The sequence below is a fragment of the Ensifer sesbaniae genome, from assembly GCF_013283665.1.
Taxonomy (GTDB): Bacteria; Pseudomonadota; Alphaproteobacteria; order Rhizobiales; family Rhizobiaceae; genus Ensifer; species Ensifer sesbaniae.
Genome location: NZ_JABEKU010000001.1, coordinates 2131782 through 2153336, shown reverse-complemented (window position 1 = coordinate 2153336; position 21555 = coordinate 2131782). Strand labels below are relative to the sequence as shown.

The following is a 21555-nucleotide window of genomic DNA, read 5'->3' as shown; positions in this document are numbered from 1 at the left end:
TTCTATTCCACGCCGGCCGTCTCGATCCGGTTGATCACTTCCGCAACGCCTTGCATGCGCCTTGCCGCCTCTTCGGCGCGGGCAATTTCGGCCGCGGTTGCCACGAATCCAGCGAGTATGATCGTGTTGCCCTTGGCGGTCACCGTGATGTCGGCGGCATCGAGACCGGGTGCCACCGCCAGAAAATGGGCAACGCGGCGCTCCAGCTCCGCCGGGTTGTCCGCAGCCTGCCGTTCCGGCTCGTCGCCGAAGAATGTTCGCTTCTTGAAGATCATCGCATCCACCTTGCTCAACGCAGGGGAAACGTCGGATGTCACGCTTTGTTCGCCTGTTTCATCCGAAACAGCGGGAAATTTTCAGCCGTGCCATGTGTCTCTGCAAGCGACGGGATCTGTCGCGGTCACGAACGGCAGGCAGGGGACGCATTCGATGCGCGGCTCTTTTTTCGCCACGGCTCTGGCGATAGCGATGACACTTGCCTTGCGCATGCCGGCCCAGGCCGAAAACTACAGCTATGGCGCCAAGCAGAGCTGCGTCGTCAAAACCGTGAAGACCTACGGCGCCTATGGCAGGGTCATCCTGAAGAAGATGCGGATCTGCAGTTAGCGCGGCGAGAGCCGATCGCGCGTGGCGAACCGCTCTCAAATCTTGCCTTTACGGCCAGCGCACTACAGGCGGCAGAGACGACAGGATCGACTCGACGTTGCCGCCGGTTTTCAGGCCGAAGATGGTGCCGCGGTCGTAGAGCAGGTTGAACTCGACATAGCGACCGCGCCGCACGAGCTGCTCGTCCCGGTCTTCTTCGGTCCAGGGCATGTTGAAGTTGGTGCGGACGATCTTGGGGTAGACGAGGGCAAAGGCCTTGCCGACGTCGCGGGTGAAGGCAAAGTCCGCATCCCAGCCGCCCTGTTCCTCCGACGAATGCAGCCAGTCGTAGAAGATGCCGCCGGTGCCGCGCGGCTCGTTGCGGTGCGGCAGGAAGAAGTAGTCGTCGCACCACTTCTTGAACTTGGCGTGGTCGGCGACCTGATGACGGCTGCACGTGATTTCCATGGCGCGATGGAAGAGTTGCGTGTCCGCGTCGGTCATGACGCGGCGGCGGTCGAGCACCGGCGTCAGGTCCGCGCCGCCGCCAAACCAGTTGCTCGTCGTCACCACCATGCGCGTGTTCATATGCACGGCGGGCACGTTGGGGTTCACGGGATGGGCGATCAGCGAAATGCCCGAGGCCCAGAAGCGAGGATCCTCCGCAGCACCCGGGATCTGGCTGCGGAACTCGGGCGAGAACTCGCCATAGACGGTCGAGGTGTGGACCCCGACCTTTTCGAAGACGCGGCCCTCCATCATCGACATGCGGCCGCCGCCGCCCTTGCCTTCGTCGCGGCTCCAGTCCTTGGCAACGAAACGCCCGGGCGCACGATCGGAGAGAGGACCGGTCAGTCCATCCTCGATCGCCTCGAAGGCAGCGCAGATGGTGTCGCGCAGCCCTTCGAACCACGCACGCGCCTCCGCCTTCTTCTCTTCGATATCTGCAGGGAGGCCTGGGGGGAGTTGCGGTCGTTCCATGGAAAATTGCGTCCTGTTGGCGGGTTTCCCGATGAAATTCCGCCGATTCGATTGAAGTCGCCACAGTTCATACTTTCGCGCCGATGGCAACGCCGGTCCAGCGCCTCGGGCGGTCTGTCGCACCACGGCGCCGTGAGTCTGCCAGGACGTGCGAGGGCCGCCATCACGGTCAAGATTGGTGCACGTGTCGGTGCCAATCTATGGAATACATGCAGCGACAGTTTGGCTGTACGACGAAGGCCGCCGCCGAACAAAGCTCTGGCAAAGCTCAAGCGCCGTCACTATCTTAGCGCTTAGAGGTATAGCCCATGGCAAGAATACCTGCAGGCCCGCCGCTCGATGGTTTGCGACGGCAGATCGCCCGGCATCGCCGGGACAATCCGACACGAGGCGATAGCCTTTTCGTGCGGGAGACCTTTCGGCTCAATCGCAGCGCTGCCCGAGCGAAGGCACGGGAATGGTTCGATACCTGGCCGAAGGCCGCCTATTGGACCGAGGTCGAAAGCTGGCGGCAGCTCGAGGGCGACGAGATCGAGTTTACCATGCGCCGCCTGCCGTCTGCGGATTAGCCGGGTTCGGCCCCGCTCTCAACCGTGGCCGTCTTCATCCATCAGGCGTGGTCCGGCGCCTTCCATCGACAGCACGTCGTGCGGGTTGCGCAGCGGGCATTCACGCAGCGACAGGCAGCCGCAGCCGATGCAGCCCGTCAGGTGATCGCGCAGGGCCATCAGGCTGGCAATGCGTTCGTTCAGCTGTTCGCGCCAATTTTCGGACAATCTGCCCCAATCTTCCACCGTCAGCGGACGATCGTCCGGTAGAACCGACAAGGCGTCCTGGATCTCCGACAGGGGGATGCCGGTGCGCTGCGCCACCTTGATCACCGCGACGCGCCGGAGCACGCTGCGCGGATAACGGCGCTGATTGCCGCGGGTGCGGTTGCTGCGGATCAGGCCCTTGGCCTCGTAGAAATGCAAGGTGGAGACGGCGACGCCGCTGCGTTCCGCCACTTCGCCGACCGTCAGTTCGCGGCGCAATTCGCTGCTCTTCACAATTGTCATGATGGCTATTGACCTAAACTATTGTTGAGGTTTTATAGCATTGGCTCCATGATCCAGGCAACAGGAGCCAGACCCCATGACTGAGAAAATGACCCTCGCCGTGATCTATGGCAGTGCGCGCCAGGGTCGCTTCTGCGATACGGTCGCCAACTGGCTGATCCGCGAGCTTTCGGATTCCGAGACCTTTAGCTTGACGATCATCGACCCGGCGCGGTTGAGAACCTCGCGCGGCCTGGGTGCCGCGGTCAATCCGGGCGAGTGGCTCGAACGCAAGATCGCCGAGGCTGACGCCTTCATCATCGTCACGCCCGAATACAATCACGGTTACCCGGCTGCGCTGAAGGAGCTGATCGATTCGGTCTACGAGCCCTGGCACGCCAAGCCGGTCTCCTTCGTCTCCTATGGCGGGGCCTCGGGTGGCATTCGCGCCGTCGAGCAGTTGCGCCAGGTTTTCGGCGAGTTGCATACGGTGACGCTGCGCGATGGGATCGCGCTCGCCAAGGCCTGGTCGAAGTTCGACGCCGCCGGCAACCTCTACAAGCCCGAGGAACTGCGCGCGCCGCTGTTCCTGATGATGGACCGGCTGACCTGGTGGGCGCGTGTTCTGAAACAGGCGCGCAAGCGCGCACCGTACAACGAAGTGGCGGCGTAATGCGCCGATCATCCACGGTGGGAGGTACCGCTTCAGCGGCGCCCGCCGGACGCCGATAGCCAGGGAGGCAGCGATGCTTACGCCGTCAGGCTGGAGAGACCTGCCGGATCGCTTCGCCGGCAATCATCGCCGCGGAGATCGCGATGTTCAGCGAGCGCTGGCCCTCGGCCATCGGAATGAGCACGCGGCCGTCGGCACACTCGTGCACGTGGTCCGGCACGCCGGCGCTTTCCCGGCCAAAGAGCAGGATGTCGTCGGGACGGAACGCGAAGCGCGTATAGGGCAGGGCGGCCTTGGTCGAGGCAAGCACGAGCCTTCGGCCGCTTTCCGCTCGCCACGCCTCGAACCGCTCCCAGTTGACATGGCGGGTGAGTGCGACCGAAGCGATATAGTCCATTCCGGCGCGCTTCAGGTTTCGATCGGAAAGGTCGAAACCGGCCGGCTCGATCACGTCGACGGAAAGCCCAAGGCAGGCGGCGAGACGCAGGATCGTGCCGGTATTGCCGGGAATGTCGGGCTGGTAGAGGGCGATGCGCAGATTGCTCACGTCAAGTCACTCGTTCTCGGGGGCATCGTGCCGCGCATCAAACTCCGCAGCCAGGATGCCCATCATGATGTCGTCGTGCCATTCACCGTCGATCAGCGCCGACTCGCGTTCGCGACCCTCGATCGAGAATCCGGACTTGAGATAGGCGGCGATCGCCCGCTCGTTGAAGGCGAGAACCCTCAGCGAGACCCGATGAAGGGCAAGTTCATCGAAGGCATAGGCCAATACCCGCTTGGTGACCGCAGTGCCAAGACCCTTGCCAAGGCGCCCCGGATCGAAAATGCCGATGGCGAAGCTCGCGCGTCGATCAGCGTGATTGATGTTGTCGAGCCTGACTTCACCGACAAGGCCGTCCTGGTCGATGATCCAGGCGGCCGGGTGTGCCGCGATCCGTGCGATCCAGGCGGCTGCTTCGCCGTGACCGAAGAGGCCGGGGAACGACCTGCCCGCACCGAACATCCGGTAGATTTCCGGATCGCGGCCGAGCCTCAGGCGCGCATCCACATCACCGTCACGAGGGCGCCGAAGCACAAAGCCGACACCTTGAAGGTCAGGAGGCGTATCCGATGAAGCGTTCATCCCTGTTCTCCGCTGCGAAAGGTCCGCCACTGCTTGCTTTTGCGGTCGCTGATTTTGCCGGCGCTAATCTGTGCCGAAACGGCAACAGATACGCGAACGATGAAATATTGTGCAAGAAACAGCCTGCGACAATCTGGCATGCCGGCGCGAATAGGGGTAGAGATCAGACCTCTTCAACGCGAACCGACGGAGGCAAACATGAATGTATTGATGTTGACACGCCTTCCAGGAGTAGTGGGCCACCGTTTGGCCTGACCGGTTCCGCGACCTATCTTTTGCGAGATCGACGCGCTTCCGGGACTCCGGAAGACGAAGCCCTCTTTCGGGCTGCATTTCCGGACTGGCTTTTTCATCCTAAGAACGCGGGGAAACCCGCTTTCCTTCAAAATACTCTGAAGGAGCAATGCAATGTTTGGCTGGTTTGAATCCCGCCTCAATCCCTATCCGACGGAGGAGCCGACGCTCCCGCCGAAAAGCCTTTTCGGCTTCTGCTGGCATTATTCCAAGCCGGCCGTGCCGTGGCTTCTCATCATGTCCGTCTGCACGATGCTGATTGCCATCGGCGAAGTGGCGCTGTTCCAGTTCCTCGGCAACATGGTCGACTGGCTGTCGAGCGCCAACCGCGAGACTTTCCTTCAGGCCGAGGGCGGCAGGCTTTTCTGGATGGGTGCGCTGGTGCTCATCGGCCTGCCGGGTCTCGTCGCGCTCGACTCGCTGATCATGCACCAGGTGCTGCTCGGCAATTATCCGATGATCGCGCGCTGGCAGATGCACCGCTATCTCTTGCGCCAGAGCATGACCTTCTTTGCCAACGAGTTTGCCGGACGCGTGGCGACGAAGGTGATGCAGACCTCGCTTGCGGTGCGCGAAACGGTGATGAAGATCCTCGACGTCTTCGTCTATGTCGTCAGCTACTTCGTCACCATGCTCGCGGTGGTGGCGACCGCCGACTGGCGACTGGTGATCCCGCTCGCCATCTGGCTCGCGATCTATATCTGCATCGTCGGCTATTTCGTGCCGCGCCTGCAGAAGATCTCGAAGGAGCAGGCCGATGCGCGCTCGATGATGACCGGCCGGATCGTCGACAGCTATACCAACATCGGCACGGTCAAGCTCTTCTCGCATGCGGGCCGCGAGGAGGGCTATGCGCGGGATGGCATGGACAGCTTCCTCGAAACCGTGCATCGCCAGATGCGCAAGGTGACGCTGTTCCACGTGCTGGTTTACGCCAACAACAGCATTGCGCTCTTCGCCATCAGCGCGCTTGGCATCCATCTGTGGCTGACGAGTGCCATCTCCGTCGGCGCGATTGCGATCGCCGTCGGCCTCGCCATGCGCATCAACGGCATGTCACAGTGGATCATGTGGGAAGTCTCGGCGCTGTTCGAGAATATCGGCACGGTCTATGACGGCATCGGCATGATGACCAAGGCGCACGACATCGTCGACGAACCGGATGCCAAGGCGCTCAAGGCGGACAAGGGGGCGATCGCCTTCGACAACATCCGCTTCCACTATGGTAAGGCCAAGGGCGTCATCGATCACCTGTCGCTCGACATCAGGCCGGGCGAGAAGATCGGTCTGGTCGGTCGCTCGGGTGCCGGCAAGACGACGCTGATGAACCTGCTCCTGCGCTTTTACGATCTCGAAGAGGGCGCGATCCGGATCGACGACAAGGATATTTCCAGCGTCACCCAGGACAGCCTGCGCGCCCAGATCGGTGTTGTGACGCAGGATACCTCGCTGCTGCACCGTTCCATTCGCGACAACATCGCCTATGGCCATCCGGAAGCGGACGACGTGGCGATCATCGCGGCGGCGAAGAAGGCGAACGCCTGGGAGTTCATCCAGGGCCTCGAGGACAACCAGGGCCGCAAGGGACTGGACGCGCAGGTCGGCGAACGCGGCGTCAAGCTCTCCGGCGGTCAGCGCCAGCGCATCGCGATCGCACGCGTATTCCTCAAGGACGCGCCGATCCTGATCCTCGACGAGGCGACCTCGGCGCTCGATTCGGAAGTCGAAGCGGCGATCCAGGAAAACCTCTTCGCGCTCATGGCCGGCAAGACGGTGATCGCGATCGCCCACCGCCTGTCGACGCTGACGGAGATGGATCGCCTGGTGATTCTCGAAGCGGGCCGGATCGTCGAGACGGGTTCACACGGCGAACTCGTCACCAAGGGCGGCCTCTATGCCGATCTCTGGTCGCGCCAATCCGGCGGCTTCATCGCCGACGACATCGAGAAGGAAGAGGCGGCAGAGTAGGATACCCATCGGCCCATCGTTCGAAAGAGCGGCGGGCTGCGGTCCTGGCCGTTACGTATTTGTAATCAGCAATTGCGTCAAAACCGATTGCTGTTGCCGCCGAACCGCCTATATCGGAACAATGCTCAGCGCCATCGTCAGCCTTTTCGAGAACTGGATCAAGCCCTTCGCGCCGCGCGAGCGCCTGCAGCCGCCCAAATCGCTCTGGGGTTTCGCCTGGTTCTATGCCCGCCAGGCGAAGGGGCCGTTCCTTGCCATGGCGGTGCTCGGCGGTCTCGTCGCCATGCTCGAAGCCGGCCTGTTCTATTTCGTCGGGCGGCTCGTCGACGTTCTCGACACGGTGAAGCCCGAGGCCGGCTGGAGCGGCCTGATCGCCGCCAACGGGCCGGAACTCCTGTTCATGCTGCTGACGGTCATGGTGTTCCGCTTTGTCGCGGTGTCGCTGGCCGCGCTCGTCGAAGAGCAGTCGATCATCACCGGCTTTCTCAACCTGGTGCGCTGGCAGTCCTATGTGCATGTTGCGCGCCAGTCGCTCACCTTCTTCCAGAACGATTTCTCCGGCCGCATCGTCACCAAGGTCTGGGCCGGCGCCCAGGCGACGAGCGATCTCATCGTCTCGCTCCTGCAAGTCGTCTGGTTCATCGTCATCTACACCGCCTCCACCATGGCGCTGGTGGCGCAGCTCGACTGGCGTCTTGCGGCGATGGTCGCCTTCTGGATCGTCGTCTTCCTGTCGCTTGCACGCTACTTCGTTCCGCGCATCCGCAAACATGCCCGTGACACGGCCGAAATGGCATCGATGCTGAATGGCCGCATGGTCGATGCCTATTCCAACATCCAGACGCTGAAGCTCTTCGGTCGCGACGAGGAGAACGATCGCTATATCCGCTCCGGCTTCGACCGGTTCCAGGGAGCGGTCATTCCGTTCACGCGGCTGCTGACGGCGGTGCGCGCGTCGCTGGCGCTGCTTTCCGGCCTGATGATCACGGCCATCGCCGTCTATTCGATCCACCTTTGGCTCGGCGGCGCGATCAGTTCCGGCGCCGTCGCCTTCACGCTGGCGCTGGTGCTCCGGCTCAACATGCTGCTCGGCCGCATGATGACCCAGTTCAATGCGATCATGCGCAACATCGGCACGATCCAGAACTCGGCCGAACTCGTGTCGCAGCCGATCGGTCTCGTCGACCGGCCCGGTGCCGCGGAGCTTGCCGTCAGCCGGCCGGAGATCCGCTTCGAACACGTGCGCTTCCACTACGGCAAGGGTGAGCGCGTCATCGACGATTTTTCGCTGACCGTCCGTCCGGGTGAGAAGGTGGGTATCGTCGGGCGCTCCGGCGCCGGAAAGTCGACCCTGGTCAATCTGCTGCTGCGCTTCTACGACCTCGAGGGCGGGCGGATCCTGATCGATGGGCAGGATATCGCAGCGGTCAAGCAGGAGTCCCTGCGTGCCCAGGTCGGCATGGTCAGCCAGGACACCTCGCTGCTGCACCGCTCGATCCGCGACAACATCCTGTTCGGACGGCCGGATGCGAGCGAGGAGCAACTGATTGCCGCCGCGCGCAAGGCCGAGGCCCACGACTTCATTCTCGGCCTGCAGGACCAGCGCGGCCGCAAGGGGTTCGATGCCCATGTCGGCGAGCGTGGCGTCAAGCTTTCCGGCGGTCAGCGCCAGCGCATCGCCATTGCCCGGGTGATGCTGAAGGACGCGCCGATCCTCGTGCTCGACGAGGCGACGTCGGCGCTCGATTCAGAAGTCGAGGCGGCGATCCAGTCCAACCTCGACCGGTTGATGCAGGGCAAGACCGTGCTCGCGATCGCGCACCGGCTTTCGACGATTGCGGCGCTCGACCGGCTCGTCGTCATGGACAAGGGGCGGATCGTCGAGGAGGGAACCCACGCGGAGCTCGTCGCCCGCGGCGGGCTTTACGCCGGGCTCTGGTCGCGCCAATCGGGCGGATTCCTCGCCCGCGACGAAGCGGCGGAGTAGGGCGCCCCAAGAGCGCTTCGACGCCCACCCGTCCAGCCTGAATTCACCCCAACTGGCGACCGTCAAGTCCTTGTGCCGATTGGCCGCGCTTTTCCCCGCGACAATCTGCCCACATCCCCTTGTCAAGGCTGGACATAATTTGCGATCAAGCATAGAACGCGCCGGATTGACGGGGAATCTGTGTGCCGTGCGCGCGCAGAATTTTTCCGGATTCTGGTGCCGAAGTCGTGTTTGCAGCCGCAAATCGACGGGGGCGACAGCACTATGAATAGGGCGTGGTTCCTTGACCTGGATCAAGTCGCCAGGGGCAGGAATTTCGCCGGGGGCGGATGCGGTTTCCGCAATATTGCGTGAGAGGATGGTTTAGCCGTGAGCGAACACGACACTTCAAGCGAGGCCTTGGGCGAGCCCACTCGCCGCGATTTCCTTTATCTGGCTACCGGTATGGCAGGCGTCGTCGGCGCCGGTGCTGTCGCTTGGCCGTTCATCGACCAGATGCGTCCGGATGCATCGACGCTCGCGCTCGCCTCGATCGAGGTTGACGTTTCGAGCCTGCAGCCCGGCATGTCGCTGACGGCGAAATGGCGCGGCAAGCCGATCTTCATCCGCAACCGTACGGAGAAGGAAGTCGAAGAGGCAAAGGCCGTCAAGCTCGACGAGCTGAAGGACCCGGTTGCGCGCAATGCCAACCTTCCGGCCGAAGCACAGGCAAGCGACGTCGATCGCTCTGCCGGCGAGGGCAAGGAAAACTGGATCGTCATGATCGGTTCCTGCACCCATCTCGGCTGCGTGCCGCTTGGCCAGGCCGGTGACTTCGGTGGCTGGTTCTGTCCCTGCCACGGTTCGCACTACGATACGGCCGGCCGCATCCGCAAGGGTCCGGCGCCGGAGAACCTTCACGTGCCGACCTTCGCGTTCGTTTCCGACACAGTTATCAAGATCGGTTGAGGGGACTGCTGATAATGAGTGCTGAACATTCAACCTACACGCCGACGACTGGCATTGAGAAATGGGTTGATTCCCGTCTGCCGTTGCCGCGTCTCGTTCACGATAGCTTCATCAGCTATCCGGTTCCCCGGAACCTGAATTACGCCTACACCTTCGGTGCCATGCTTTCGGTCATGCTGGTCGTGCAGATCCTGACCGGTATCGTGCTGGCGATGCACTACGGCGCCGACACGGGCGTTGCCTTCAACTCCGTCGAAAAGATCATGCGCGACGTCAACCACGGCTGGCTGCTGCGCTACCTGCATGCCAACGGCGCATCCTTCTTCTTCATCGCCGTCTACCTGCACATTGCCCGCGGTCTCTATTACGGCTCCTACAAGGCGCCGCGCGAAATCCTCTGGATCCTCGGCGTGGTCATCTATCTGCTGATGATGGCGACCGGCTTCATGGGCTACGTTCTGCCCTGGGGCCAGATGTCCTTCTGGGGTGCGACCGTCATCACCGGCTTCTTCACCGCGTTTCCGCTGGTGGGTGAGTGGATCCAGCAGTTCCTGCTCGGCGGCTTCGCGGTCGACAACCCGACGCTGAACCGTTTCTTCTCGCTGCACTATCTGCTGCCCTTCATGATCGCCGGCGTCGTCGTCCTGCACATCTGGGCGCTGCACGTCACCGGCCAGACCAACCCGACCGGCGTCGAAGTCAAGTCCAAGACCGACACCGTTCCCTTCACGCCCTATGCGACGCTGAAGGATGCGCTCGGCGTTTCCGTCTTCCTGATCGTCTATGCCTGGTTCGTCTTCTACCAGCCGAACTTCCTCGGCCACCCGGACAACTATATCCCGGCTGACGCCCTGAAGACGCCTGCCCACATCGTTCCGGAATGGTACTACCTGCCATTCTACGCGATGCTGCGCGCCATCACCTTCAACATCGGCCCGATCGACTCCAAGCTCGGCGGCGTTCTGGTGATGTTCGGCTCGATCCTCGTCCTGTTCTTCCTGCCCTGGCTCGACACGTCCAAGGTCCGCTCGGCCGTCTACCGTCCGTGGTACAAGCTGTTCTTCTGGATCTTCGTCGCCAACGCCATCATGCTCGGCTGGCTCGGCTCGCGCCCGGCAGAAGGCCTCTACGTCGTGATGTCGCAGATCGGCACGCTGTACTACTTCGGCTTCTTCCTCGTCATCATGCCGGTTCTCGGCCTGATCGAAACGCCGAAGCGCATTCCGAACTCCATCACCGAAGCGGTCTTGGAAAAGAAGAATGCCAAGACGCAGCCGGCCGCCGCACGCGCCTGATCAGAACAGCGATTGATAAGGAACCCACAACAATGAAAAAGCTTGTTACAGGCATTCTGTCACTCGCTGTCGTCGCTGGTCTCGGTCTCGGTGCAGCTGTCGCCGAAGAGGCGAAGGGCGGCGAGGAGCATGGCGGCGGTACGCCTCACTATCCGATCCACAAGCCGGAACAGCAGGAATGGAGCTTTGCCGGCCCCTTCGGTCACTATGACAAGGGCCAGCTTCAGCGCGGCCTGAAGGTCTACACCGAAGTCTGTTCGGCTTGCCACTCGATGAACCTGGTGGCCTTCCGTACGCTCGAAGACCTCGGCTACTCGGAAGCGCAGGTGAAGGCGTTTGCGGCGAACTACGAAGTTCAGGACGGCCCGAATGCCGACGGTGAGATGTTCACCCGCAAGGCCCTGCCGTCCGACCACTTCCCGTCGCCCTATCCGAACAAGGAAGCGGCTGCGGCATCGAACAACGGTGCAGCGCCGCCGGACTTCTCGCTGATCGCCAAGGCACGCGGTATCGAGCGCGGCTTCCCGCAGTTCATATTCGACATGTTCTGGCCCTACCAGGAAGGCGGCCCGGACTACATCCACGCGCTGCTGACCGGCTACCAGGATCCGCCGCAGGGCGTCGAAGTCGCGGAAGGCACCCACTACAACCCGTATTTCGCGAACGCTGCCGCTCTGGCGATGGCCCAGCCGATCTCCAACGACCAGGTCACCTACGACGATGGCACGCCGCAGACGGTCGATCAGTACGCCAAGGACGTTGCCTCGTTCCTGATGTGGGCGGCCGAGCCGCACCTCGAAGAGCGCAAGCGCACCGGCTTCATGGTCATGGTGTTCCTGCTGATCTTCACCGGCCTCGTCTACCTCACGAAGAAATCGGTCTACGCCAACAAGGAACATTGACCAGATGCCGGATTAAGCCGGCTCTGATCGAGATCCAGCAAGGGGCCCCGGTTCGTCCGGGGCCCTTTTTCGTTGGGTTGGGCCCGGCGTTCTCTTGACCGGGTGCACCGCGGGCAACAGCGTTGCCGCTGATCCCGAGCCAACTCAGGGGTGATCGCATTTAATTGGCCACGGCTGCAATCTGTACGGACATAGGGTTTGCGTCTGTTCCCGTCTTGGTGAACCAAAGTTCGCCATCGCCAATTATGACGCCTTTCCAGTTGGTAAACAGTGTTTTCGCACTTCTGTTTGGCTTTGAAATTCAGAAGAAAGCTGGAGCGCAGAAGAAAAGTAGACTCGGTCCGGCAGCGGTCTTCCAATGCACCTAACCTATGCTCCTTCCACAAACATTCCCATCAAGGCGTCACGCCATCGGCTATTGGCAGCTTCCGTCGCATTCACTTCGCCGGCAGGACAACGATGTTTGCCATCATGCCATTATCCTCATGCTCCAGGATGTGGCAGTGATAGACAAACTTTCCGGCGATGTTCGGACGCAGGAAGGGGACGATGATTTTCACCTCTCCGGGCTTTCCGTTTCGTTGCTGCGGAATATCAATGACGTCCCGAAGGCCCTTGTAGTCGAGGGCGGCGCCTTCCTGTTCCGTCACGAGGAAATCGGTTTGATGGATGTGGAAGACGTGCCGTTCGCCCGTTACGTTCCTCAACGTCCACTCCTCGACGTCGCCTATTGTCACAGTGGTATCGATGCGGCCCTGGTCGAACATCTTGTTATTAAGGAAGAAGGTCTTTCCGTCGGCCGTTTCTGAAAAGGTGATCGTCCTTCGGTTGGTGATGGGAAGCTTCCTGACTTCCCTGGCGGTTATGTCGCCACTGTCGAGGGCGACCGCCGGCTTCGAAAGATCTGCGCTAGTCGACCCACCATTGACCGGCCCACCTTCGACGATGACCGTTCCTAACTCCACCTGGGGGTTGGGATCTCCCTGCGGACCAGTATCCACTTTCAGCGAGCGCAGTGGATAATGGCCGGCCTTGGCACTCTGTACAAGAACCTCCGCCCGTGCCCCCGGCGAAAGGTACAGGGTCTGTTCCTTGACCGGCAGTTCTGTCGGATTTCCGTCACGACCGAGAACCCAGAACGAGTGGCCGTCGAGCTCAAGGTCGAAATAGGAGTCCGCGCCGAGATTGCCAATTTCCCAGATCTGGAATTCGCCGGGCCTCATTCGAATGGCTGGGTGCTTCTGGCCGTTGATTGTCTTCGTTTTCGGGTCACCATCCTTTGCGCCGGGCAGATCGATGTCACGGAGGATCAGCGTCTGGCGCTGCAGGTCGGCAAATTGCGGATAATGTGTCTCGGTCATGCTCTCAACGACGAGCAGGCCGGAGAGGCCGCTAAGCACCTGATCCTCCACACGCCCGTGGACATGCGGATGATACCAGTGCAGACCCAGCGCATGATCTTCCGGCACGCGCCAGGCATATTCGTAGACGTTGCTGTGATGCCCCACATGTTCATGACCTTTGGGGTGAACTTCGACGAAGATGTCGTCGGCCGGCTCCGTCGGGGGGATGGCCATGCCGTGATAATGAAGATTCGTGGGTTCGGGCTTGCTGATCTCGTTGTCCGCCTTGGCGATTTCGTTGACGAGATGAATCTTGACGAGATCCCCCCGTCTAACCCGTAGCACCGGCGAGAGGTACTTGCCGTTGAACACGTTGGAGCTGAACGAAACGCCCGCTACGTTGATCTTGGCAGGCGCGGCGGTGAGGGCAAGGGTGAGTTCGCCATTGCGACTGTGCACTTCCTCGGGCCTTACAAGCTCCTCGGCCGCCTGCTGAGCGCTGGCAGCGCCTGGTAGTAGCTCGGCGAGACATATGAGTCCGGCCGCAAGTAAGGCATGTCTAGGAACGAAACAACCTTCGGACTGATAGGTCATGCAAAGCTCCTCTTTGATTTGAGAATTGAGGAAGCTGCGTTAAGCCCGAGTTGGGCCACGCTTGCACTCATAATTAGCGATTAAATTTCTGGTAGCAACCGTGTTGGAACGGATCAGGACGGAGAGCGTGCTTGGGATGACAAGGGGATGATGTTGCCGCTGAGAGGCTTGCGTTTTGCATTGGGACTGATGGCGCGCACGGTGGAGAAATCCGCACGCTCTGGTTCATATCCGGAGAGATGGGCGGTAAGGGCAACGTCGTCCTATTGACTTGATCGAGCTCCAAAACAAAGGCTCTGGTCCGTCCGGGCCTTTTGCGTTTGGGGAGCATAGGATCTGTTGGCAGCAGATAAGACTAGCGCCGTTCGCGCATTCAATCCGCGACAGTCCAGTGCGGATTCCAGGCGATCTCCCAAAGGTGGCCGTCGGGGTCGTGGAAGTAGCCAGAATAGCCGCCCCAGAAACGTTCGTGTGGGCGATCGGTAATGATCGCGCCAGCATCTTCGGCCTGTTTCATGACCGCATCGACCTCCTGCCTCGAATTGACGATATGTCCGATTGAGACGGCGCCAAGCCGCGCCTGCGTCGGGGATATCTTTGCGTCTTTGGCAAGCGAAGGCGCGGGAAAGAGCGCCAGTATCAAGTCGTCGCCCATGTGGAAAAAGACCACTGCGCCGTCCTCGAATTCCTGGCCGATAATTCCCTGCGTCGGCAGCCCCATGCCGTCGCGATAGAAGGCCAGTGACCTTTCAAGGTCGTTTACCGCGAGCGTGAGGACTTTCAGCCGTGGTTTCATTTCCGCCTCCCGATTTGCTGCAGCGACCTTTGCGCGTCTGACAAGACGCGCGGCGCTGTAGGCGAAGGCGTTGCCACATAGGCCACACCAACCCCTTCCGGGACATTATAGCGGAGGATGGTTGGCTTTTCGCCGGTGGTAGCGCCGGCGGGATCGAGTTCGAGTGCAATTGAAGGGCTTGGCCGTTCCGATCAGTATTGCCGGTCGTGGGCATGCGAAAACGGCCCCGTCAAAAACGGGGCCGTTCGCGAGATTCCTTTGATTTCCGCCGGTTAGCTGAAGCGGCCGGCGGCGTGGGCGAGCATCGTGTAGACCTTGCCGGTATCCGACGTCAGGTAGGTCTGGGTGATGCGCTTGTCCGGGTCGTTGCGGGCAACGTCGGCGAGCAGCTTCTCGAAGTCGGCGATGTAGCGGTCGACGGCGGTGCGGAACTCCGGCTCGCGGTCGTACTTGCGCTTGATCTCGTCAAAGGTCTGCTGGCCCTTCAGCGTGTAGAGGCGACGGGTGAAGACGTCGCGCTCGCCGCGCTGGTAACGGCGCCACAGTTCGACCGAGGCATCGTGATCGATGGCGCGGGCGATGTCGACCGACAGCGAGTTCAGCGACTCGACGACGTGGCGCGGATTGCGGCTGTCGCCGGTGCGGGCCGCAGGCTGCGCTTCGGCCGGGCGTTGCGGCGCCGGCGAGGGGGCCTCTTCGCGCGATGCCGCACGCAGCAGATCGCGCATCCAGCCACCACCTTCTGCAACCTCGCTGGTCACCGCCTGCGACGGAGCGGGCTGGCGAATGGCCGGCTGCTCGATGCCGAGGCTACCGCGCAGTGCCGGGGCCGGTTCCTGCCGGGCTGGCTGCTGCACGACGGGCTGTTGAGCGACCGGCTGAGGCTGAGCGACCGGCTGAGCCTGGACGACCGGCTGGGGCGCAGGCTGCTGCTGCACCGGACGAGAGACCGGAGCGGGGGGCTGCTGGCGCAGCGGCTGAGCCACTTCGAGCTGCGTCGAGGACTTGCCGATGATGTCGGACAGTTCCTGCAGCGCCTTGATCTGTTCGCCGACGGCGCGACGCATGACCGCCGCGTTTTCCTTCGCCTCTTCCGGCAGGTCGAAGGCACCGCGCTTCAGTTCTTCGCGGGTCATGTCGAGTTCCTTGCGGATCTCGCCGGCCGAGCGACGGATTTCGTCGGTGGCACCGCTGAAGCGGCCAATCGCCTCGTCGATCGCCACGCGAACCGCGTCGCGCAGTTGGCCTGCCACGCCGTCGGACTTCTTGCCGCTCTCGGCGAGCATGCGCTCGATGTCGGACACCGAGGCCGCGACGCTGCCGCGCAGGCGCGAGGCCACTTCCTTGGAGCGTTCCTCGGCATTGGCGAAGGCGCCTTCGATCGACGCACCGGCATCTTCGCCGATCTTGGCGATCGCCTGGCGCAGGGCTTCCGAAGCGCCGAGCGCACGGCCCTCGACCGAAGAGAGCGTCTTGTTGACGTCGGCAAACGAGGTCTCGACGCCGGAGCGAAGCGTATCGGCGATCTGGCGCGAGCGCTCCTCGGCTCGGCTGAAGACCTGCTCGACCGACGCACCGGCTTCGTCACCTGCCTGGGCGAGCGTGTTGCGCATCGCTTCGGCCGCTTCGGCGGCGCGCTGTTCGGCGCTGGTCAGCAGGCGACCGACATCCGAGAAGGATTGCTGGATACCGCTGCGCAGGTTGCCGGCAACGAGGCCCGAACGCTCTTCTGCGCGCTGGAAGGCGCCATCGACGAAGCCTTCGAGCGCACGCATGGTCCGTTCGATCTCTTCCGAGCGCTGGACGAGGCCCACCGAAAGGGTGCGCAGCGCATCCTGACGTTCCTCGAGCGTGCTGACGAGGTTCGACTGGGCAGCGCCAAGCAGGTCGGAGGCCTGGCTCAGCACCTTCGAGTGATCCTCGAAGCGGCCGACGATGCCGCCGATCTGCGACAGGGTTGAGGCGGACATGTCGGACAGCTTGTCGACCTTGCCTTCGATGAGGCGGGTCGAGGTCGACAGCATGTCGGAGGCCTGACGGGTCGATTCCGACACGCGGGCGATCGTCGATTCCAGACGCTGGTCCATTTCGCCGAGGTTGCTGCTCGCCTGGTCGATGACCGTGGCGATCGCGGCGTTGTTGTTGGCGAGCTGGTCGATCAGGCCCATGGCGGTCGACTGCAGACGGTTCTCGACCATCTTCATCGCCTTTGCCGTTTCTTCGGCCCGGTGCGAGATCGCATTCAGCGTTTCGCCGGTGCGCTCGGCGATGGCGTTGACGAGGGCGGCGTTTTCCGCACGCAGACGATCGGCGCTTTCCTGGGTCACGGCGGCAATGCGCTCGGCGGCCTCGCGGCCGGTCGCGGCATATTGGTCGATGACGGGGCGGGCCTGCTCGTCGATCAGGCGCGACAGCTCCAGCGAACGGCCGGCGAGCATCGAGTTGAGCTCGCGGGTGCGGTCGTCGAGCGTGTTGCGGATCGCTTCGCCACGGGCTTCGAGCGCCTTCTCGGTGTTGGCGAGGCCCTGCTGAATGTTGTCGGCGTGGCTGGCGATCTGGCTGTGCGTGGCCGCGAGCCGTGCCGTTGCAGTATCGGCCGCGTCGGCGATCGAACGGGCAAGATCGGCGTGACGTGCTGCGCTGGCAGCAGCCTTCTGCTCGATCGTATTGGCAAGCTCCGCATGGCGGGCGGCGGTGGCCGCTGCCGTCTGGTCGATCGTGTTGGCAAACTCGGCCTGGCGAGCGGCAAGCGCCGAGGCGAAATCGTCGCCGGCCTTGGAGAGGAGCTCGGCCGAGCGCGCCGCTTCCGCGTCGATCTCCCGAGCGACATCGCTGACGGCGCCGCGAAGCGTGGTCGCGAGGCCTGCAGCCTTGCCTTCGATGCGTGCGGCTTCTGCGTCGAGTTCCTGGGCGACCTCGCCGACCGCGCCGCGAAGCGTGGTTGCAAGGCCTGCAGCCTTGCCTTCAAAGCGCGCGGCTTCTGCGTCGAGTTCCTGGGCAACATCGCCGACCGCGCCACGAAGCGTGGTGACGAGACCGGCGGCCTTGTCCTCGATGCGGACGGCTTCCGCGTCGAACTCCTGGGCCACGTCACCGACGGCGCTGCGCAGGTTGCTGACGAGATCGCTGGTCTTGCCTTCGAGGCGGGAGGCTTCCGCGTCCAGGTTCTGCGTTGCTTCGCTGACCGCACCGCGCAGGCTGCTGACGAGCACGGCGGCCTTGCCCTCGATCGTCCGGTTGACGTTTTCAAGGCCGATGTTGAGGGCACGATCCATGGTGCCGAGGCGCTCGGCAATGTGCTCGGCACCGGCTTCGATGGCGCCGGTGATCCGGCTGGCCGCCATTTGGCTCATGCGATCGATGTCGCCCGCCCGGTCGCCGAGGCTGTTGGCGATCCGCTGGCCGGCGCCATCGACGATCTCGTTGACGCTGCCGACGCTGTCGCGGACGCGTTCCTCGAGCGAGCTGAGGCTGACTTCCAGGCGCAGGCCGGTATCGTCGACCAGGGCGTTGACGTCGTTGACGCTGCCGCGGATGCGATCCTGCAGCGCACCAAGGCTGTTTTCGATGAGGGTGCCGGTGTCGCCGACGACCGAACCGACACTGCTGACGCTGCCACGGATCCGATCTTCCAGCGCATTGAGGCCGCTTTCGACGCGGGCCGCGGCATCGTCGACGACGGAGCCGACATTGGCAACGCTGCCGCGGATGCGGTTTTCAAGCGCGCCGAGATTGCTTTCGATGCGGGCGCCAGTGTCGTCGACGACCGTGCCGACATTGCCGACGGTGTTGCGAATGCGATCTTCGAGCACACCGACGCGGGTTTCGATATGCATGCCCGTTTCGTCGACGATCGAGCCGATGTTGCCGGCGCTTTCGCGCATGCGCTCCTCGAGGGCGCCAAGGCTCGTCTCGATGCGCAGGCCGGTGTCGTCGAGGCGGTCGTTGATGCCGTTGATCGACATGTCGACGCGGTTGGTCAGGCTGTCGGCCGCCAGGCTGATCTGATTGGCGGTTTCGGCCAGGCGCTCGGCAATATTGCCGGTTGTCGAGCGCATGCGGGCTTCGAGCGCTTCACCGCTGCGGTCGATGACGCCGGCAAGCGCGGACTGGCGCTCATCCAGCGACATTTCGAGCATGCTGGCGCTGGTGGCCAGCGTCGTGGCGATTGCGGTCGACTGATCGGCCAGCATGCCTTCGAGCTGGTCGCGGCCCTGGCCGACCGCGAGGTTGATGGCGTCGATGCGGTCGTCCAGCGTGGCGCGGATCTGTTCGTGCGTCGACGACAGGGTATCGCGCAGGTGCTCGGCGCGGCCGCTCAGCGTCTGCTCGATTTCGGCTGCCTTGCCGGCGAGCGAAGCGGTCGCTTCGGTCGTGCGTGCCGTCAGGGCATCGGCGATCTGCGCACTGGTCTCGGTCAGCGTGTCGGAGATCTTGCCGACACGGCCGCTGAGGTCCTCGGCGATGCGGGCGCTCGTCTGGGTGAGGGTGTCGGAGATCTGGCTGACGCGGCCGCCGAGGTTTTCGGCGATCGTGTTGACGCTCTCGGAGAGCTTCTGCTCGATATCGCCGACGCGGTCGGTCATGGTTTCGGCAACGGCGGTCGCGCGGAACGTCAGGCTGTCGGCCACGTCTTCGGCGTGGCGGCTCAGCGTGTTGGCCATTTCATTGGCGCGCGACGACATCGTCGAGGTGATGGCGGCGGCACGTTCGGCAAGAACGCCATCGAGGGCCGAGGTCTGGCTCGTGAGCGCTTCGGAGATCGCCTCGCCACGTTCGGACAGGACGCGCTCCAGCCGATCGGCCGTGCCGCTGACGGCGTTGTCGATCGAGTCGGCGCCCATGGACAGGATAGTCGAAAGGGCGAGCGTGCGCTCGGACAGCGTGTTGTCCAGGCGGTGCTGGCTGGCAGCGATCGCGCTGGTGATCTCGTCGGTCGAGCCGCTGAGCGTCTGTTCGATGCGGGCATGAGCGGCATGCAGGCCGTCAACGAAGGCGGCGGTGCGGGTGTCCAGCCCCTCGGTCAGGCGCTGTTCGCTGCTGGTGAGCGCGCTGGCAAGCGCGTCGGCGCGCTGGCCGAAGCCGTTTTCGATGCGCTCCTGCGCCTGGGAGAGGGCGCCCATGAGGCCGCTGGTCTTCTCGGAGAGAACGGCATCGATGCGGCTGTGGGCATCGCCGACCAGATTGCTGAGTTCCGAGGTGCGGCTGGCGATCGTCTCCTCGATGAAGTCCTGGGTCGCGCCAAGCGTGGTCGCCAGCGTCAGCGACTGATCGGAGAGGGCAGAGCCGATCTTCTCGATGCTGCTGTCGAGCGCGCCGCCGATCGCTTCCGAGCCGCCGGAGACGGTCTCGTTGATGCGGTGCAGGCTCTCCATGAGTTTGGTGTCGAGCATGCTGGCGCGCTTGTCGAAGGCGGAAGCAAACTCGTGGAAGCGCTCGTCGAAGGCGGTCGCGAGCTGGCCGACGGTGGTCTGCAGCTTCTCTTCGAAGAAGCCGCCGCGCAGGTCCAGATCCATGATCGCATCGTCGGCGCTGGAGCGCAGGCTCTGGCGGAAGCTTGCGCCTTTTTCGTCGAGCGTGGCGTTCAGTGACGCGAGGACGTCATCGAGACCGCCGGTGATCGCCTGCTGGCCGACGCTGAGGCTTTCATTGAGGTCACGGGTGCGGGCGATCAGCGTCTCGTTGAGTTGGCGCGCACGGTCGTTGAGCGCCGCGTTCAGCCGTTCGGTGCTGGCGTCGAGCGAGGAGGCGCGTGTCTCGAACTGGCTGAGCAGGTCTTCGCCGCGCTTGGTCAGCGTCTCGCTCAACTGGTCAAGCCGGGTATCGAATTCGGTGCTGAGACCAAGGCCGGCCGCCGTCAGGCCGGAAAGCAGCGCATCGGTGCGGGACGACAGCATGGTGCCGATCGACTGCAGGGCGCTGTCGGATTTTTCGCTGAGGGCTGCGGCGCGCGTGTCGATCAGCGAGGCGAAGGCTTCGCCCGAAATGGCAATGCGCGAGGCGATGTCGTCGCTCGCCTGTTCCAGGTCGTCCTTCAGCTTGCTGTGGGCGCCCGATATCGCCGAGCGGATACGCTCCGAGTGACCGATGATCGCTTCGCGCTCGAGGCCGAGTTCCTGGACCAGCGTGCGGACGCGCAGTTCGTTTTCGCTGTAGCTGCGCTCGAGCGCGTTGACTTCCGAATGCACCAGCGTTTCGAGCTCGGTGGCGCGCGCGATGGTGCGCTCGATCCCCTCGTTCATGGCCGACACTTCGCGGCGAACGGCCTGGCCGACGGTCATCACGCGATCGGCTGCAGCCGTTTCGGGCTCGGCGAGGCGCAGCGCGACCTCGGTCATGGACCGGGCGGCGTTGCGCAGTTCCTGCGCACGGGCGATCATGATGGCGAAGGAGAAGAAGAGCATGACCGGCAGCAGGATGCCGATCGCGACGCCAATGGCGCCCGGCGTCGCGGCGAGATCGCTCAGCGAGCGGATCTGCCAGATTTGCGGCCCATAGAGCAGGTTGGCAATGCCGAGGCCGGCGATGGCCCAGATGACCGACACCAGCGCGGCAACCCGGATCGCGGCGCGATTGGAGCGCACGTCAAGCGCGCGCAGCATCGCAGCCGGAGAGCGACGACCGTCGTCGTTGGCGGCGGAAAGGGCGGGGGATTTCGGCGCAGGTTCCGGGGCGAGCGTTTTGGCCGCTTCGGCAGCACGCGCGGCGCGGGATGGCTCCGGATGAGACTTTGCTCTTTTGTTCTGATCGGGCGCATGCGCCTGATTGCCGGGCTGAGACACATTTTCCTCCGGATCATCCAAGGAAGTCTTGTCGTTCGGGCTCGAGTTAAGCTCGTCGAAATCGATCTTCAGGGCAGCTTCCAAAGCCTGGAAGGCCTTTTCGTCGATTGACTCATTGCTCTTTTTCGTCGCCATAGGGATACGCCTCATTACCTTTTGCCAGCGACAACACTGCCAGCGCTCGCGCACAACGGGCGGCCGGATTTCTTCCTCGCGGGCTGTGACGGCAAGATACGCGCATCGG

17 protein-coding genes are annotated in these 21555 nt (G+C 63.1%); 9 read left to right on the top strand and 8 right to left on the bottom strand.

Annotated features, from left to right (window positions below; all coding sequences use genetic code 11):
- Positions 1–2: 2 nt before the first annotated feature.
- Entirely contained in the window at positions 3–275 is a 273-nt protein-coding gene (locus tag BHMPCIPO_RS10445) for a BON domain-containing protein (RefSeq protein ID WP_173518139.1), read from the bottom strand.
- A 154-nt stretch (positions 276–429) separates the two neighbouring features.
- On the opposite strand from BHMPCIPO_RS10445, the gene BHMPCIPO_RS10440 reads away from it, so the two are divergent.
- Positions 430–606, top strand: a complete 177-nt coding sequence (locus BHMPCIPO_RS10440; RefSeq protein ID WP_173516667.1) for a hypothetical protein — start codon at positions 430–432, stop codon at positions 604–606.
- A 48-nt stretch (positions 607–654) separates the two neighbouring features.
- Here BHMPCIPO_RS10440 and hemF read toward each other — a convergent pair whose 3' ends face one another.
- On the bottom strand, positions 655–1566 hold the full coding sequence (gene hemF, locus BHMPCIPO_RS10435; protein ID WP_173516666.1) for an oxygen-dependent coproporphyrinogen oxidase: 912 nt from the start codon (positions 1564–1566) through the stop codon (positions 655–657).
- Positions 1567–1874: 308 nt separating this feature from the next.
- On the opposite strand from hemF, the gene BHMPCIPO_RS10430 reads away from it, so the two are divergent.
- A complete protein-coding gene (locus BHMPCIPO_RS10430) occupies positions 1875–2135 on the top strand; it encodes a hypothetical protein (RefSeq protein ID WP_173516665.1) in 261 nt (86 codons plus the stop codon).
- A gap of 18 nt (positions 2136–2153) precedes the next feature.
- On the opposite strand, the gene soxR is transcribed toward BHMPCIPO_RS10430, so the two are convergent.
- Positions 2154–2624 (bottom strand): redox-sensitive transcriptional activator SoxR, encoded by a 471-nt coding sequence (gene soxR, locus BHMPCIPO_RS10425; RefSeq protein WP_173516664.1) that lies wholly within the window; start codon positions 2622–2624, stop codon positions 2154–2156.
- Positions 2625–2700: 76 nt separating this feature from the next.
- Here soxR and BHMPCIPO_RS10420 point away from each other — a divergent pair, with 76 nt between their 5' ends.
- Positions 2701–3276, top strand: coding sequence for an NADPH-dependent FMN reductase (locus tag BHMPCIPO_RS10420; protein WP_173516663.1), 576 nt, complete (start codon positions 2701–2703; stop codon positions 3274–3276).
- Positions 3277–3361: 85 nt separating this feature from the next.
- On the opposite strand, the gene BHMPCIPO_RS10415 is transcribed toward BHMPCIPO_RS10420, so the two are convergent.
- Both BHMPCIPO_RS10415 and BHMPCIPO_RS10410 read right to left on the bottom strand, forming a co-directional pair.
- The gene (locus BHMPCIPO_RS10415; RefSeq protein WP_173516662.1) at positions 3362–3823 is read right to left on the bottom strand and encodes a tRNA (cytidine(34)-2'-O)-methyltransferase; all 462 of its coding nucleotides are present in this window, start codon (positions 3821–3823) and stop codon (positions 3362–3364) included.
- Between the two features lie 6 nt (positions 3824–3829).
- Complete coding sequence (locus BHMPCIPO_RS10410; RefSeq protein WP_173516661.1) at positions 3830–4402, bottom strand: GNAT family N-acetyltransferase; 573 nt, start codon at positions 4400–4402, stop codon at positions 3830–3832.
- Here BHMPCIPO_RS10410 and BHMPCIPO_RS10405 point away from each other — a divergent pair.
- The 6 genes from BHMPCIPO_RS10405 to BHMPCIPO_RS10380 all read left to right on the top strand — a co-directional run bounded on the left by BHMPCIPO_RS10405 (position 4390) and on the right by BHMPCIPO_RS10380 (position 11796).
- Positions 4390–4827, top strand: a complete 438-nt coding sequence (locus tag BHMPCIPO_RS10405) for a hypothetical protein (RefSeq protein WP_173516660.1) — start codon at positions 4390–4392, stop codon at positions 4825–4827. The two genes, BHMPCIPO_RS10410 and BHMPCIPO_RS10405, sit on opposite strands and share 13 nt — an antisense overlap.
- Positions 4811–6664: an ABC transporter ATP-binding protein gene (locus tag BHMPCIPO_RS10400; protein WP_173516659.1), complete on the top strand. Its 1854-nt coding sequence runs from the start codon at positions 4811–4813 to the stop codon at positions 6662–6664. Before BHMPCIPO_RS10405 ends, BHMPCIPO_RS10400 begins: the two co-directional genes overlap by 17 nt.
- A gap of 121 nt (positions 6665–6785) precedes the next feature.
- Positions 6786–8651, top strand: a complete 1866-nt coding sequence (locus tag BHMPCIPO_RS10395; RefSeq protein ID WP_173516658.1) for an ABC transporter ATP-binding protein — start codon at positions 6786–6788, stop codon at positions 8649–8651.
- 369 nt (positions 8652–9020) lie between these two features.
- Positions 9021–9599 (top strand): ubiquinol-cytochrome c reductase iron-sulfur subunit, encoded by a 579-nt coding sequence (petA, locus tag BHMPCIPO_RS10390; protein ID WP_173516657.1) that lies wholly within the window; start codon positions 9021–9023, stop codon positions 9597–9599.
- Positions 9600–9613: 14 nt separating this feature from the next.
- Positions 9614–10894: a cytochrome b gene (locus tag BHMPCIPO_RS10385; protein WP_173516656.1), complete on the top strand. Its 1281-nt coding sequence runs from the start codon at positions 9614–9616 to the stop codon at positions 10892–10894.
- Between the two features lie 32 nt (positions 10895–10926).
- Entirely contained in the window at positions 10927–11796 is an 870-nt protein-coding gene (locus BHMPCIPO_RS10380; RefSeq protein WP_173516655.1) for a cytochrome c1, read from the top strand.
- 437 nt (positions 11797–12233) lie between these two features.
- On the opposite strand, the gene BHMPCIPO_RS10375 is transcribed toward BHMPCIPO_RS10380, so the two are convergent.
- The 3 genes from BHMPCIPO_RS10375 to BHMPCIPO_RS10365 all read right to left on the bottom strand — a co-directional run bounded on the left by BHMPCIPO_RS10375 (position 12234) and on the right by BHMPCIPO_RS10365 (position 21446).
- Positions 12234–13733 carry a multicopper oxidase family protein gene (locus BHMPCIPO_RS10375; RefSeq protein ID WP_173516654.1) on the bottom strand — a complete coding sequence of 500 codons (1500 nt, stop codon included), beginning with the start codon at positions 13731–13733 and terminating at the stop codon, positions 12234–12236.
- A gap of 373 nt (positions 13734–14106) precedes the next feature.
- Complete coding sequence (locus tag BHMPCIPO_RS10370; RefSeq protein ID WP_173516653.1) at positions 14107–14529, bottom strand: VOC family protein; 423 nt, start codon at positions 14527–14529, stop codon at positions 14107–14109.
- A 272-nt stretch (positions 14530–14801) separates the two neighbouring features.
- Positions 14802–21446 carry an apolipoprotein A-IV repeat region-like domain-containing protein gene (locus tag BHMPCIPO_RS10365; RefSeq protein WP_173516652.1) on the bottom strand — a complete coding sequence of 2215 codons (6645 nt, stop codon included), beginning with the start codon at positions 21444–21446 and terminating at the stop codon, positions 14802–14804.
- Between the last annotated feature and the right edge of the window lie 109 nt (positions 21447–21555).